15 protein-coding genes and 1 other annotated feature are annotated in these 13,764 nt (G+C 45.8%); all 15 genes read left to right on the plus strand.

Going from position 1 to position 13,764, the window contains the following annotated elements:
• Window positions 1-6 precede the first annotated feature (6 nt).
• Complete coding sequence (gene sigE / locus ACQCVH_RS05375; protein WP_426834772.1) at window positions 7-726, plus strand: RNA polymerase sporulation sigma factor SigE; 720 nt, start codon at window positions 7-9, stop codon at window positions 724-726.
• A 147-nt stretch (window positions 727-873) separates the two neighbouring features.
• Window positions 874-1,653: an RNA polymerase sporulation sigma factor SigG gene (gene sigG / locus ACQCVH_RS05380; protein WP_224904088.1), complete on the plus strand. Its 780-nt coding sequence runs from the start codon at window positions 874-876 to the stop codon at window positions 1,651-1,653.
• A 487-nt stretch (window positions 1,654-2,140) separates the two neighbouring features.
• Window positions 2,141-2,410 carry a YlmC/YmxH family sporulation protein gene (locus ACQCVH_RS05385; RefSeq protein ID WP_426834773.1) on the plus strand — a complete coding sequence of 90 codons (270 nt, stop codon included), beginning with the start codon at window positions 2,141-2,143 and terminating at the stop codon, window positions 2,408-2,410.
• A 72-nt stretch (window positions 2,411-2,482) separates the two neighbouring features.
• Complete coding sequence (gene pgeF / locus ACQCVH_RS05390; protein ID WP_426834774.1) at window positions 2,483-3,310, plus strand: peptidoglycan editing factor PgeF; 828 nt, start codon at window positions 2,483-2,485, stop codon at window positions 3,308-3,310.
• A complete protein-coding gene (locus ACQCVH_RS05395; protein WP_426834775.1) occupies window positions 3,311-3,982 on the plus strand; it encodes a YggS family pyridoxal phosphate-dependent enzyme in 672 nt (223 codons plus the stop codon). It abuts the gene before it with no gap.
• 16 nt (window positions 3,983-3,998) lie between these two features.
• Window positions 3,999-4,439, plus strand: a complete 441-nt coding sequence (locus tag ACQCVH_RS05400) for a cell division protein SepF (protein ID WP_009791729.1) — start codon at window positions 3,999-4,001, stop codon at window positions 4,437-4,439.
• A gap of 6 nt (window positions 4,440-4,445) precedes the next feature.
• Window positions 4,446-4,709 carry a YggT family protein gene (locus ACQCVH_RS05405; RefSeq protein ID WP_148973850.1) on the plus strand — a complete coding sequence of 88 codons (264 nt, stop codon included), beginning with the start codon at window positions 4,446-4,448 and terminating at the stop codon, window positions 4,707-4,709.
• Window positions 4,710-4,817: 108 nt separating this feature from the next.
• A complete protein-coding gene (locus tag ACQCVH_RS05410) occupies window positions 4,818-5,591 on the plus strand; it encodes a YlmH family RNA-binding protein (protein ID WP_426834776.1) in 774 nt (257 codons plus the stop codon).
• Window positions 5,592-5,713: 122 nt separating this feature from the next.
• A complete protein-coding gene (locus tag ACQCVH_RS05415) occupies window positions 5,714-6,229 on the plus strand; it encodes a DivIVA domain-containing protein (protein WP_022543700.1) in 516 nt (171 codons plus the stop codon).
• 44 nt (window positions 6,230-6,273) lie between these two features.
• Window positions 6,274-6,516, plus strand: a binding site (T-box leader).
• 91 nt (window positions 6,517-6,607) lie between these two features.
• Complete coding sequence (gene ileS, locus ACQCVH_RS05420; protein ID WP_426834777.1) at window positions 6,608-9,379, plus strand: isoleucine--tRNA ligase; 2,772 nt, start codon at window positions 6,608-6,610, stop codon at window positions 9,377-9,379.
• Window positions 9,380-9,573: 194 nt separating this feature from the next.
• Entirely contained in the window at window positions 9,574-9,915 is a 342-nt protein-coding gene (locus ACQCVH_RS05425) for a TraR/DksA family transcriptional regulator (protein ID WP_426834778.1), read from the plus strand.
• Window positions 9,916-10,014: 99 nt separating this feature from the next.
• Entirely contained in the window at window positions 10,015-10,503 is a 489-nt protein-coding gene (lspA, locus tag ACQCVH_RS05430; protein ID WP_022543702.1) for a signal peptidase II, read from the plus strand.
• Window positions 10,478-11,383, plus strand: coding sequence for an RluA family pseudouridine synthase (locus tag ACQCVH_RS05435; protein ID WP_426834779.1), 906 nt, complete (start codon window positions 10,478-10,480; stop codon window positions 11,381-11,383). The genes lspA and ACQCVH_RS05435 overlap by 26 nt, the downstream gene beginning before the upstream one ends.
• 217 nt (window positions 11,384-11,600) lie before the next feature.
• The gene (pyrR, locus tag ACQCVH_RS05440) at window positions 11,601-12,143 is read left to right on the plus strand and encodes a bifunctional pyr operon transcriptional regulator/uracil phosphoribosyltransferase PyrR (RefSeq protein WP_426834780.1); all 543 of its coding nucleotides are present in this window, start codon (window positions 11,601-11,603) and stop codon (window positions 12,141-12,143) included.
• A 143-nt stretch (window positions 12,144-12,286) separates the two neighbouring features.
• Window positions 12,287-13,591 carry a solute carrier family 23 protein gene (locus ACQCVH_RS05445; protein ID WP_426834781.1) on the plus strand — a complete coding sequence of 435 codons (1,305 nt, stop codon included), beginning with the start codon at window positions 12,287-12,289 and terminating at the stop codon, window positions 13,589-13,591.
• The last annotated feature ends 173 nt before the right edge of the window (window positions 13,592-13,764 follow it).

Consider the following 13,764-nt stretch of genomic DNA (forward strand, 5'->3'; position numbering starts at 1 on the left):
CTACTCATGAAAAGTTTGAAGTTTCGCCTATCCTATTACTGGTATAAATTGCTGATCAAGCTTGGGCTCAAGACTGATGAAATATTCTATATAGGCGGCAGTGAAGCTCTTCCTCCTCCACTCTCAAAAGAAGAAGAAGAAGTTCTTCTGATCAAACTCCCCAAAGGCGATAAAGCTGCAAGATCAATGCTCATCGAAAGAAATCTCCGCCTTGTCGTATATATTGCGAGGAAATTTGAAAATACGGGCATCAATATTGAAGACCTGATCAGCATCGGAACCATCGGCTTAATAAAAGCAGTCAATACATTTAATCCAGAAAAAAAAATCAAGCTTGCCACTTATGCATCCCGCTGTATTGAAAACGAAATACTGATGTATTTGAGAAGGAATAATAAAATCAGGTCGGAGGTTTCCTTCGATGAGCCATTGAATATTGACTGGGACGGGAATGAGCTGCTTCTGTCAGATGTGCTGGGAACCGAGGAGGACATTATCACAAAGGATCTGGAGGCAAATGTAGATAAGAAACTCCTTTTGAAGGCTCTTCACCAGCTGACCGACAGAGAGAAGCAGATTATGGAACTTCGCTTCGGTCTTGGGTCTGGCGAGGAAAAGACACAGAAGGATGTGGCTGACATGCTTGGCATTTCACAGTCTTACATATCAAGGCTTGAAAAGAGAATTATCAAAAGATTGAAAAAGGAATTCAACAAAATGGTTTAAAATAATTTTTTTAAGTCCCGCTTAACCCTTATTCATGCTGTACATGCCGTTTCTCCATGGTCAGATGGGGCATCGGTGTGTGCATATTTTTCCTTTCCGAGGAGATACTGTTTTTTGTACAGCAGCTCCTGTGAGGAGGGAAATGGATTGACTCGAAATAAAGTAGAAATTTGCGGTGTTGATACATCAAAGCTTCCCGTTTTGAAAAACGAAGAAATGAGAAAACTCTTCAAGCAAATGCATGAAGGTGATACATATGCCCGGGAGTGCCTGGTCAATGGCAACCTGCGGCTGGTCCTGAGTGTCATCCAGCGCTTTAATAACAGAGGCGAATTTGTTGATGATCTCTTCCAGGTAGGATGTATCGGCCTGATGAAATCTATTGATAATTTTGATTTAAGCCAGAATGTAAAGTTCTCCACCTATGCTGTTCCAATGATCATCGGCGAAATCAGAAGGTATTTGAGGGATAATAACCCTATCAGGGTTTCCAGGTCATTGAGAGATATAGCTTACAAAGCTTTGCAGGTCAGGGAACGGCTCATGAGTGAAAACTCTAAGGAACCGTCGGCAGAGGAAATAGCAAGGGTGCTTGAAGTGCCCCATGAAGAAATTGTGTTCGCGCTAGATGCGATCCAGGATCCTGTTTCATTATTCGAGCCTATCTATAATGATGGGGGAGATCCGATATTTGTCATGGACCAGCTGAGCGACGAGCGCAATAAAGATATTCAATGGATTGAAGAAATTGCCCTCAAAGAAGGCATGCGCAGGCTAAACGAAAGAGAAAAGCTCATATTGAGAAAACGCTTCTTCCAAGGCAAAACCCAAATGGAAGTAGCCGAAGAAATCGGCATCTCCCAAGCACAGGTCTCCCGCCTTGAAAAAGCTGCCATCAAGCAAATGAACAAAAATATCCAAAGCTGAAAGCTGCTGAAAAGCAGCTTTTTGTTTTGGGTTTTGTAAGTGTTCCATACTGGCTTGTTCTTATAATAGGGTCTAAAATCAATGTCTGTATATTTGGGGTTAAATGGCAGCCAAAAAATTTATGAAAACCTGTTGATTGCAGTGGAAGGCACGAAGACTCCTCATAAAATGCATGCGCATTTTCTTCGTGCGATGTGATTTCAGGGAAGAAAATTCAATGTCCTGTGGGAGATAGCGGAAATGTTGAGACCCCGCAGCGCGCTAGCGTGAGGAGGCTCAACTACGCCCCACGGAAAGCGAAGTGCCTGCAACGGAAATCAACAGCTCATTGCAAAGCAGAAATCTATGGTGAAAACTAAAATCTTAATGTTCTCCTTCCAATAGTTATTTTTTATGGATATTTACCTAAAACTACCCCATGAAAATAAAATATTCCATCCTTCCGCAACATATAATCAAATAAGCAACAAAATGGCGGGGGTGGACCATGGTTAAGATTTCGGAATTCCAGGTCAAGGATGTAGTAAATGTAGCCGATGGCAAAAAACTTGGAAACATCGGAGATATTGACATCAATCTGATGAGCGGCAAAATTGAAGCGGTCATCATCAGCGGAGCTGGAAAAGTCCTCGGATTCTTTGGAAAAGATGAGGATATCATCATTCCGTGGAAAAATATTTTAAAAATCGGTGAGGATGTCATTCTTGTTCGCTATAAAATTTCAGAAGAACTCAAACAGGTGGAAGAGGATGCATAAGCTTCCTCCTTTTTTCTGTAACACGAACATTTATTATGATAAACTAAAGAAAAACACGAAGAGGAACGATAAATGGAGCCATTTGTACTAAAGGAAAGCAGATATTTTTCCATAGAAGATTGGACAGATAGATCTCCGGGCCTTGCTGCAGGTTTTTCCACGAAAAATGGAGGGAATAGCAATGGAGACTACAGCAGCCTAAACCTTGGCCTCCATGTAAATGATTCAGTCCAGGCGGTAAGCGGCAACAGGGAAATTTTCTCTGATGCAATCGGCTTTCCATTGCCAGCATGGACTGGGGCAGAGCAGACCCATGAAACCTATGTACGGAAGGTATCAAAGGAAGATGCAGGAACAGGCGCATTGGATTACGGCCAGGCATTCAGAAGGACTGATGGCTTTTTTACATTTGAGCGAGGTCTGCTTTTAACTCTCTGTTTTGCGGACTGTGTCCCTCTATATTACATACATCCGGATTCAGGGGCGATAGGGGCTGCACATGCCGGCTGGAAAGGAACTGTCGGAGGAATTGCCGGAAATATGGTCGAAGTCTTTAAAAATGAAGGCATCGAACCCGGTGACATTTTGGCGGCAATCGGGCCTTCCATTTGCGAGAAATGTTATATTGTCGACAGCAGAGTTGTCAATTTAGTGAAAAATAGACTAGAAGATGTCGATAAAAAACCATATAATCAAATAAAAGAGAATCAATACCAGCTAGATCTGAAAGAATTGAACAAACAGCTACTCATGAAATCAGGCGTCCGGGAAGAGAATATATTCGTATCCGGCTATTGCACCAGCTGCCATGAGGAATACTTTTTTTCCCATCGCAGGGATGGGGGGAAAACTGGCAGGATGATGAGCTACATAGGCTGGAAGGAGGCTGACTGCAGCTAGATGAAAGTTGAAGACAATCTTAAGGCTATTCAGGAAAAAATAGATGAAGCATGTAAGAGGACAGGGAGAAATCCTGGCGAAGTGACCATTATCGCTGTAACAAAATATGTTTCCGCGGAAAGAGCGAAAGAGGCGGTGTCTGCCGGAATTGCCAATCTCGGCGAAAACCGGGATGATGGTATGCTTGCCAAGCACGAAGAGATCGGCAATGCTGCCAAATGGCATTTCATTGGATCGCTGCAGACCAGGAAGGTCAAGAATATAATCGGCATCGCCGATTATATCCACTCACTGGACAGGCTTTCCCTGGCGAAAGAAATAGACAAACGGGCAGAAGAAACAGTTCAATGCCTGATTCAGGTGAATGCTTCCGGTGAAGAATCAAAACAGGGGCTTTCCCCTGATGAAGTGATTCCGTTTGCAAAAGAACTGGAGTCTTTTCCTCACATTTCTGCTGCAGGACTGATGACGATGGCTCCTTTGACGGACGATGAGCAAGCACTGAGGCATTGTTTCCGGACACTGAAAACTCTGCAGAAGGATATCCAGGATTTAAACCTTGCACATGCGCCCTGCAGGGAACTTTCTATGGGCATGTCCAATGACTTTGCAATTGCAGTGGAGGAAGGGGCCACCATGGTCCGGATCGGCACTGCTCTTGTCGGAGAATAAGCAGGAGGTATAAAAAATGAGCATTAAATCAAAAATAAAAACATTTTTTTTCCTTGATGATGAATATGACTATAAAGAAGAGGAAATCATCGAAGAAGAAATCGAGCCTGTCAGGCCTCAAAAACAGCCTGCTTCTCCAAAGCAGAATGTGGTCAGCCTGCAAAGTGTCCAGAAGTCTTCAAAGGTTGTCCTTGTTGAACCCAGGGTATATGCCGAAGCACAGGATATTGCAGACCAGCTTAAGAACCGCCGGGCTGTAGTAGTTAATCTGCAGCGCATCGAAAGGGATCAGGCAAAAAGGATTGTCGATTTCTTGAGCGGCACGGTATATGCCATTGGCGGAGACATCCAGAAAATCGGCACGGATATCTTTTTATGCACTCCGGATAATGTGGAGGTGTCGGGGAATATATCCCAAATCATGCAGGAGCATGATCTAGAAAATGCGAGGTGGTAGCTTTACATGGCAACAGTAGTAGGTATTTTAAGTCAAATAATTTCGTTATATTCCTGGGCACTGATCATTTACATATTGCTGTCCTGGTTTCCAAATGCAAGAGAATCGTCCATCGGCCAATTTTTAGCCCGAATCTGCGAACCATATCTGGAACCATTCCGAAGGTTCATCCCGCCGCTTGGAATGATTGATATTTCCCCGATTGTAGCAATTTTTGTCCTTAGATTTGCCACTCAGGGGCTTCATCAGCTTTTCTATTGGGTTGCATAGAATTACCAATAACTTGGGACTCTGAGCAGTCCCTTTTTTGGTGGCTGCTGTGATATGCTTGAACATGTCCGCAGATGCCTTCCTGAAAAATGAAAAAGGAGAGTGCCGATGTCTATTTATCAGCATTTTCGGCCTGAGGAGAAAGAATTCATCGACCAGTCTCTCGGCTGGAAGGATTATGTGGAAACCTCCTATGCCCCTAAATTGACTGACTTTCTTGATCCGAGAGAGCAGCAGATCGTAAAAATGATTGTCGGGGAACACTCAGGCGTGAAGATTTGTTTATTCGGGGGATCCGAAGGGACAGAGAGGAAAAGAGCCCTGCTGTATCCTGAATATTTTACCCCTGATGAAGAAGAATTCTCTATCACGCTTTTTGAAATAAATTATCCGAGTAAATTTGTTTCCATTGAACATCCTCAAATACTTGGGAGCCTTATGGCCCTTGGCTTGAAGAGGGGGAAGTTCGGGGATATAACTGTCGAGGCTGAAAGGGCGCAGTTTTTTGTATCGCAGGAAATTGAAGACTATGTAAGCATGCAGCTGGAATCAATCGGCAAAGCTTCCGTCACTCTGAAAAAATTGCCGCTTGAGAAAGCAATCACTGCTAACGATTCATGGGAGGAATCATCAGCTTCTGTTTCCTCGCTGAGACTCGATGCCGTCATTTCGGCAATATACAATATCTCCAGGCAAAAATCACAGCTGTTTATCCAGCAGGGCCTTGTAAAAGTTAACTGGGGACAGGTTGAGGATCCTTCTTTTGTTTGCGGGGAAGCTGATATTCTTTCTGTAAGGGGAAAAGGCCGATCTAAAATCATCGAAGTAGAAGGAAAAACAAAGAAAGATAAATGGAGAATCATCATAGGAAAGCAAAAATAAATTATTTTTTTGCAGGATTTTAAAAGAAAATGTCGAATACATCTTTATTGCTGTGATAATATCAGAAAAAAGCGGATTTTCGCTGTCATACATATGCTTTAAGACTCATAGGGGGTGGCATTATGCCTTTAACACCATTAGATATACATAACAAGGAGTTCAGCAAAGGCTTCAGAGGATATGACGAAGATGAAGTAAACGAATTTCTTGACCAAATCATCAAAGATTACGAAATTCTAATCAGAGAGAAAAAGGAGCTTTCCGAAAGGCTTACAGATCTGAACGACCGGATCGGGCATTTCACCAATATTGAGGAAACGCTGAACAAATCCATCGTCGTTGCACAGGAAGCCGCTGAAGAAGTCAGGCGCAATGCACAGAAAGAGGCCAAGCTGATCATCAAGGAAGCTGAGAAGAATGCCGACCGCATCGTGAATGAATCCTTATCCAAAGCAAGGAAGATCGCCCTGGAGATCGAGGATCTGAAGAAGCAGTCAAAGGTCTTCAGAACAAGGTTCAGGATGCTCATCGAAGCGCAGCTTGATATGCTCAACACAGAGGACTGGGACCATCTCCTTCAGTATGAGCTCGACTCAACGGATCTGAAATCAACTGAAGAAGAAGACTCACTGGCTTGACGCAGACTGCACTAATCGAATATAATCCATATCATAAGAAAATATTGACTGCGTTGAAAGGGACAGTACAGCATTCTAAATGCTTTTAAGATAGCGATCCAGGGACGGTGGGAGCCTGGAATAAGCGGATTGCTGGAACATCACCCTAGAGTACCTGCCTGAACGTTCTCCGAACCATTAAGGTGCAGGCGTTTCATCCGCGTTAAGGATGCTTTGAGCGGACAGAATGATTCTATTCTGTCTACAAGGGTGGTACCGCGGGAGCTATAAGCCTTCTCGTCCCTTTACCGGGATGAGAGGGCTTTTTTTGTTTTCTCAAAGGAAAACCGCCCGGAAACGGCAAGTCAATTTACCTAAATGAAAGCAGGAGGAATTGCAGTGGAATACAAAGATACATTATTGATGCCAAAAACAGAATTTCCGATGCGCGGAAATCTTCCAAAAAGGGAGCCGGAAATCCAGGGCAAATGGGAAGAAATGAATATTTATGAAAAGGTGCAGGAACATACAAAAGGCCGGCCGATGTTTGTTCTACATGATGGCCCTCCATATGCAAACGGCGATATCCATATGGGTCATGCGCTGAATAAAATCCTTAAAGATTTCATTGTGCGCTACAAGTCCATGAGCGGCTTCAATGCACCATATGTACCAGGCTGGGATACTCACGGCCTGCCGATTGAACAGGCGTTGACGAATAAAGGCGTTAAAAGAAAAGAAATGACAGTTGCCGAGTTCCGGAAGCTTTGCGAGGACTATGCTTATGAGCAAATCGACAGCCAGCGTTCACAGTTTAAACGACTTGGCGTCCGCGGAGACTGGGAGAACCCTTATATCACGCTGCAGCCTCAATATGAAGCACAGCAAATCAAAGTTTTCGGCGATATGGCCAAAAAAGGCTATATTTACAAAGGAAAGAAACCGGTCTACTGGTCTCCTTCAAGTGAATCGGCACTTGCCGAAGCTGAGATTGAATACCAGGATAAGCGCTCTCCTTCCATTTATGTAGGCTTTAAAGTCAAAGATGGAAAAGGCGTATTGGATCAGGATGTCCAAATCGTCATCTGGACGACAACTCCTTGGACAATTCCAGCCAACCTTGGAATCAGCGTTCATCCTGACCTCAATTATGTGGTGGCAGAAGTGGATGGCGGCAAATATCTGGTTGCGGAAGAGCTCCTGGAATCTGTGGCAGGAGAAACCGGCTGGGAAGAACCATCTGTCGTGAAGACAGTCAAAGGAAGTGAGCTGGAAAACATCCTTGCTTCTCATCCGCTCTATGGCCGTGATTCGCTTGTAATGCTTGGCGACCATGTAACCGTTGATGCTGGTACAGGCTGCGTACACACTGCGCCTGGACATGGTGAAGATGACTTTTATGTTGGCCAGAAATACGGGCTTGAAGTACTGTGCCCAGTAGATGATAAAGGTCTTATGACCAATGAAGCTGAAGGCTTCGAAGGTCTCTTTTATGATGAAGCCAACAAGCCGATCACCGAAGCGCTTAAAGAAAAGGGCGCATTATTGGGCCTGAAGTTCATCACCCACTCCTATCCGCATGACTGGAGAACGAAGAAACCGGTCATTTTCAGGGCTACAGCGCAATGGTTCGCTTCCATCAAGGATTTCCGCAGTGAACTCCTTGAAGCTGTTAAAGAAACGAAATGGGTGCCGGCATGGGGCGAAACACGCTTGTTCAACATGGTCCGCGACCGCGGTGACTGGTGTATTTCCCGCCAGCGTGCATGGGGTGTCCCTATCCCGGTTTTCTATGCTGAAAACGGCGACAGCATCATTACGGATGAAACAATTGATCATGTTTCTGCCCTTTTCAGGGAACACGGATCAAATATCTGGTTTGAAAAAGAGGCTAAAGAGCTATTGCCTGAAGGGTTCACACATCCTGGCAGCCCGAATGGCAAGTTCACAAAAGAAACGGATATCATGGATGTCTGGTTTGATTCAGGCTCATCCCACCAGGCTGTCCTGGAAGAACGCGATGATCTGCAGCGCCCTGCAGACCTTTATCTAGAAGGCTCTGACCAGTACAGAGGCTGGTTCAATTCATCCCTTTCCACAGGGGTGGCTGTAACAGGCAAAGCTCCATATAAAGGTGTATTGAGCCACGGATTTGCACTTGACGGCGAAGGCAGGAAAATGAGTAAATCCATCGGCAATGTTGTCGTGCCGGCGAAGGTCATGAACCAGCTAGGAGCAGATATCCTCCGTCTTTGGGTGGCATCTGTTGATTACCAGGCTGACGTAAGGGTCTCTGACCCAATCCTGAAGCAGGTTGCTGAGGTATACCGCAAAATCAGAAATACATTCAGATTCCTGCTTGGAAATCTGGCTGACTTCAATCCTGAAAAAGATGCAGTTGCCTATGAAAGCCTCAGGGAAGTCGATCAGTTTATGCTCGTGAAGCTGAACAAACTGGTCAAAAACGTCAAGGAAGCTTATGACCGCTATGAATTCGCAGGCATTTACCATGCGATCAATAATTTCTGTACACTGGACTTAAGCTCATTCTACCTGGATTTTGCCAAGGATGTTCTTTACATCGAGGCCGAGGATAATGCAGACCGCCGTGCGATCCAGACAGTGCTTTATGAAAGCCTTGTTGCGCTGGCAAAGCTCACTGCACCGATTCTTTCGCATACAGCTGATGAAGTATGGTCCTTTATCCCTTCTGTGAAGGAAGAAAGTGTCCAGCTGACAGACATGCCGGAATACAAAGAGCTTCCTAATGCAGATGAACTGATGAAAAAATGGACGTCATTCATGAATCTGCGCGATGAAGTGCTTAAAGCACTTGAAGAAGCGCGAAATGAAAAAGTGATCGGGAAATCCCTGACAGCAAAGATCACTCTTTACCCAACTGCTGAAACAAGAAGCCTTCTTGACAGCATTAAAGAAGATGTGAAACAGCTGTTCATCGTTTCCGGCTTCGAGATTGGCGGAGAGTATGGCGAGGCGCCTGAAGAAGCCCTCAAGCTCGATAAAGCGGCAATTCTTGTTGCCAAAGCTGAAGGCGAAACATGTGAGCGCTGCTGGACAGTTACTCCGGAGGTCGGCGCTGATTCCGACCACCCTTCACTTTGCCCGCGCTGTGCAAGTGTTGTAAAAAATAATTATAGCCATTTGGCATAATAACAGACCCGGCTGCCTGGTGCAGCCGGGTTTTTAATTTTCTATCCTGTCACTTTACCCAAAAGCTTCCCTGATTTTTCGATAAATCCTTCCACCTTATCTAAACTTTGTGCTCTTTGTTAAATGTTTATCAGGTTCTGTACGTTAAGGCCGGAGATAATAATTTTAAACAAAGAAGAACGGAGGAAGCGGCAATGGACAGCTCATTTGAAATGCTCTATTCAGAACTCCGTGCAACAAAAGAGGAATTGCTTGAGAGGCTGGAAAGCGGAAGATGCTCACACCTTATCCAGCCATTCATATATGATGAGTTGGCCGATATTAACCGTGCCATCGAAAAATTGGAAACAGGGGAGTATGGAAGATGTGAAATATCCGGGGAATTGATACCGGAAAATCTGCTGTCAGTCATCCCGACCATGGTGGCGATGTCAGATTATGAGAAGCTTGGGGCGTATTGCCGGAAGCCGATGGAATCAGTTTTTGAACCTACGGCAGACACCGCTTCTTTCTTGATGATGATCATGAGAGGCTGAACCTGGCAGCAGCAGTCTTCGCAGTGGATAAAAGGTGTCGTTTTCATGAAGATTATGCTAAAATGCAAAGGTAATGACTTCAAATTGGAGGTAGCCTTTGTGTTTTATTACATAATTGCCTTATTTGTTATTGCTCTGGATCAGCTGACCAAATGGCTGATTGTTAAAAATATGGAGCTTGGTGAAAGCATCCCGGTGATCGAGAATTTTCTGTATATCACATCGCACCGCAACAGGGGGGCGGCATGGGGAATTCTTGAAGGGCAAATGTGGTTTTTCTATGTTATTACAGTTGCCGTCATCATAGGTATTGTATATTACATCAAAACTGCAGCAAAAGGGAAGCGATTGCTTGGCATCGCACTAGGATTAATGCTCGGGGGGGCGATCGGCAATTTTATCGACAGGGTTTTCCGCAAAGAAGTGGTTGATTTCGTCAACACGTATATCTTTGGATACGATTTTCCTGTCTTTAATGTGGCCGATTCATCATTGGTTGTCGGGGTAATTATACTGATGATACAAATGCTCCGGGAAGAGCGGGAAGCGAAGGAGAAATCGAATGGAGAAAATGGAATACATCATTAATGAAGAAGTGGCAGGGGAAAGGCTTGATAAAGCTGTTTCACTGCTGAACGAAGAGCTGTCCAGATCACAGGCACAGCAAATGATCAAGGATGGCCTTATCCTTGTCAACGGCGAGGGAACAAAAACGAATTATAAGTGCAGCACCAACGACAGGATTGAAGTGTCGTTTCCGGAACCTGAAGAGCTTGATGTGGTACCTGAACAAATGGACCTTGATATCTATTATGAGGATGCTGATGTCCTTGTGGTCAATAAGCCTAAGGGTATGGTCGTCCATCCAGCGCCTGGTCATGCATCAGGAACGCTGGTCAATGGCCTTATGGCACATTGCAAAGACCTGTCAGGCATCAATGGCGTCCTGCGCCCGGGAATCGTACATCGAATCGATAAGGATACATCAGGCCTGCTGATGGTAGCCAAGAATGATATGGCCCATGAAAGCCTGGTGAATCAGCTTGTTGAAAAAACGGTGACAAGGAAGTACCAGGCAATCGTTCACGGAACCATCCCTCATGATTATGGGACGGTTGATGCGCCGCTTGGAAGGGATCCTAAAGACCGTCAGGCAATGACAGTGGTGGATGGCGGAAAGCATGCGGTTACGCATTTTCATGTGATCCATCGCTATAAGGATTTTACCCATGTGGAATGCCAGCTGGAAACAGGAAGGACCCATCAGATTCGCGTTCATTTGAAATATATCGGCTACCCGCTGGCAGGGGATCCAAAATATGGGCCAAGAAAAACGCTTGAACTGGGCGGACAGGCACTGCATGCCGGTGTCCTTGGCTTTGTGCATCCCAGAACCGGGGAATACATGGAGTTTGAGGCACCGCTGCCGGAATACTTCTCTGAACTCCTTGAAAAACTGGGCAAGTAGCATCTAATTAATAATAATCGTTGACATCTGTCCTAAAATATTTTACTATAGCTTTAATGAATATGACCTTTAAGACCAGTCCTGTGAGACGGAGAAGGTATCGGATATGGAAGGTATGCCCCTTCCTGCACATTAGTGCAGCCAAACCTCTCGTCCTGCAGGCGGGAGGTTTTTTTATACAAGGAATCGTGCAGCCTGATGCTGGAGGATGATGGAAATGACACAAAAAGCAGTAGTTTTGGATGAACAGGCAATCAGGAGGGCATTGACCAGGATCGCCCATGAAATTATCGAGAAGAATAAAGGGATCGATGACTGTGTGCTTGTAGGGATCAAGACCCGGGGCATTTATCTGGCTAACCGCCTCGCAGACAGGATCGAACAGATCGAAGGCAGGCGCATTTCGGTAGGGGAGCTGGATATCACCTTATACCGGGATGACCTGACAAAGAAAACGGATGACGATCAGCCGCTTGTCAAAGGCAGCGACATTCCGCAGGATATCACCAATCAAAAAGTGATCCTCATTGACGATGTGCTGTATACTGGCAGGACAGTCAGAGCGGGCCTCGATGCCCTGGTAGACATCGGCAGACCGGCTTCGATTCAGCTGGCAGTCCTGGTGGACAGAGGCCATCGGGAACTCCCGATCAGGGCGGATTATGTAGGCAAAAACATACCGACTTCAAGCTCTGAAAAGATAGTTGTTGAGCTGAAAGAAGTAGATGAAACCGATCAAGTAAGCATTTTTGAAAACTGAACATCCCCCTTTTAACGCAGTCCAGAGAGGCTGGCAAAGGGGAACATGGCTGAAGGTCTTCAGCTGTGCTCCTATGCCCTCTTTGCGAACAGCAAGAGGGCTTTTTTGCGGGGAAATACCTTAACACAAAAGGAGACAAAGCCATGAATAAACCCTTATTAGACGTAAACGAAGTGCCAGGACCCTTTCAATGGATCACATTAAGCATACAGCATTTATTCGCCATGTTCGGCGCAACCATTCTTGTTCCTTACCTTGTCGGGCTTGATCCGGCCATCGCTCTCATCTCAAGCGGACTTGGGACCATTGCTTTCCTGATCATCACAAAATGGCAGGTACCGGCATATCTCGGCTCTTCCTTTGCCTTCATCGCACCAATCATTGCAGCGAAGGCCGCAGGCGGACCGGCTGCAGCCATGATCGGCAGCTTTATGGCCGGCCTGGTATACGGCATCGTGGCACTCATCATTAAAAAAGCAGGCTATCGCTGGATCATGAAGCTGCTTCCGCCTGTTGTGGTCGGCCCGGTCATCATTGTCATCGGACTTGGTCTGGCAGGCACAGCAGTAGGAATGGCTATGAATAATGCGGAAGGGGAATACAGCCTCCTGTACTTTTCCGCCGGCCTCGTCACATTGGCGGCCACCATTGTTTTCTCCATCTACTTTAAAGGGATGCTGAGCATGATCCCGATCCTTGGCGGAATCATCGTCGGATATATATACTCCGTATTCGCGGGGCTCGTGGATTTCACTCCGGTTCTGGAAGCAAAGTTGTTTGAAGCGCCAAATTTCCTCATCCCATTTGCGGATTATAAGATTGAATGGTCAACTTTGAAAATTGCGGTACTGATGGTTCCTGTAGCAGTAGTTACCATTTCCGAGCATATCGGGCACCAGCTTGTATTAAGCAAAGTGGTAGGCAGGGATTATATCAAAAATCCGGGACTTCACAGGTCGATTCTCGGGGACGGGATGGCCACCATCATTTCTGCGCTGATCGGCGGACCTCCTAAGACGACTTACGGTGAAAATATCGGCGTCCTTGCAATCACAAGGGTCTACAGTGTATATGTGCTGGCCGGTGCCGCAGTAGTTGCGACAGTGTTTGGCTTCATCGGCAAGATCACTGCGCTGATCGCTACCATCCCGACACCTGTGATGGGCGGGGTTTCCATCCTGCTGTTCGGCATCATCGCCTCGTCCGGATTGAGAATGCTGGTTGACAGCAAGGTGGATTTTGGAGACAAACGGAATCTGGTCATCTCGTCTGTAATCCTGGTCATCGGGATCGGCGGAGCCCATGTAACACTGGGCGGATTAAATCTGGAAGGCATGGCGCTCGCAGCAATCTGCGGTGTGGTGCTCAACCTGATCCTGCCGGGTAAACCGCAAATTGAAGAAGATATGTTTGAAGCGGAAACCGAAAAAAAAAGTAATGTTGCATAGATAAGACACTTTTTAAAAAAGTCCAGAGAGGCTTGCAAGGGTGTTGATGTGCTGCGGGAGGAAGCTCGGCTGCTTTTTCCCGTGCAGTATGGCATGTTGACTTTTCAGCACCCTGAACTTTGTTCAGGGTGCTTTTTTTTACCGCCTTGCCCGCCTCCGTTAAGGAGGAAGCA

This window comes from Bacillus infantis, assembly GCF_050107595.1.
Lineage (GTDB): Bacteria > Bacillota > Bacilli > Bacillales > Cytobacillaceae > Bacillus_AB > Bacillus_AB infantis_C.

What these genes read in the sequence shown, in the direction of transcription:
- pgeF (WP_426834774.1), top strand. Translation starts at nt 2,483, where the DNA reads ATGGAGCCATTTGTACTAAAGGAAAGCAGATATTTTTCCATAGAAGAT.
- ACQCVH_RS05405 (WP_148973850.1), top strand. Translation starts at nt 4,446, where the DNA reads ATGGCAACAGTAGTAGGTATTTTAAGTCAAATAATTTCGTTATATTCC.
- ACQCVH_RS05410 (WP_426834776.1), top strand. Translation starts at nt 4,818, where the DNA reads ATGTCTATTTATCAGCATTTTCGGCCTGAGGAGAAAGAATTCATCGAC.
- sigE (WP_426834772.1), top strand. Translation starts at nt 7, where the DNA reads ATGAAAAGTTTGAAGTTTCGCCTATCCTATTACTGGTATAAATTGCTG.
- ACQCVH_RS05445 (WP_426834781.1), top strand. Translation starts at nt 12,287, where the DNA reads ATGAATAAACCCTTATTAGACGTAAACGAAGTGCCAGGACCCTTTCAA.
- ACQCVH_RS05435 (WP_426834779.1), top strand. Translation starts at nt 10,478, where the DNA reads ATGGAGAAAATGGAATACATCATTAATGAAGAAGTGGCAGGGGAAAGG.
- ACQCVH_RS05385 (WP_426834773.1), top strand. Translation starts at nt 2,141, where the DNA reads ATGGTTAAGATTTCGGAATTCCAGGTCAAGGATGTAGTAAATGTAGCC.
- pyrR (WP_426834780.1), top strand. Translation starts at nt 11,601, where the DNA reads ATGACACAAAAAGCAGTAGTTTTGGATGAACAGGCAATCAGGAGGGCA.
- ACQCVH_RS05395 (WP_426834775.1), top strand. Translation starts at nt 3,311, where the DNA reads ATGAAAGTTGAAGACAATCTTAAGGCTATTCAGGAAAAAATAGATGAA.
- ACQCVH_RS05425 (WP_426834778.1), top strand. Translation starts at nt 9,574, where the DNA reads ATGGACAGCTCATTTGAAATGCTCTATTCAGAACTCCGTGCAACAAAA.
- ACQCVH_RS05400 (WP_009791729.1), top strand. Translation starts at nt 3,999, where the DNA reads ATGAGCATTAAATCAAAAATAAAAACATTTTTTTTCCTTGATGATGAA.
- ACQCVH_RS05415 (WP_022543700.1), top strand. Translation starts at nt 5,714, where the DNA reads ATGCCTTTAACACCATTAGATATACATAACAAGGAGTTCAGCAAAGGC.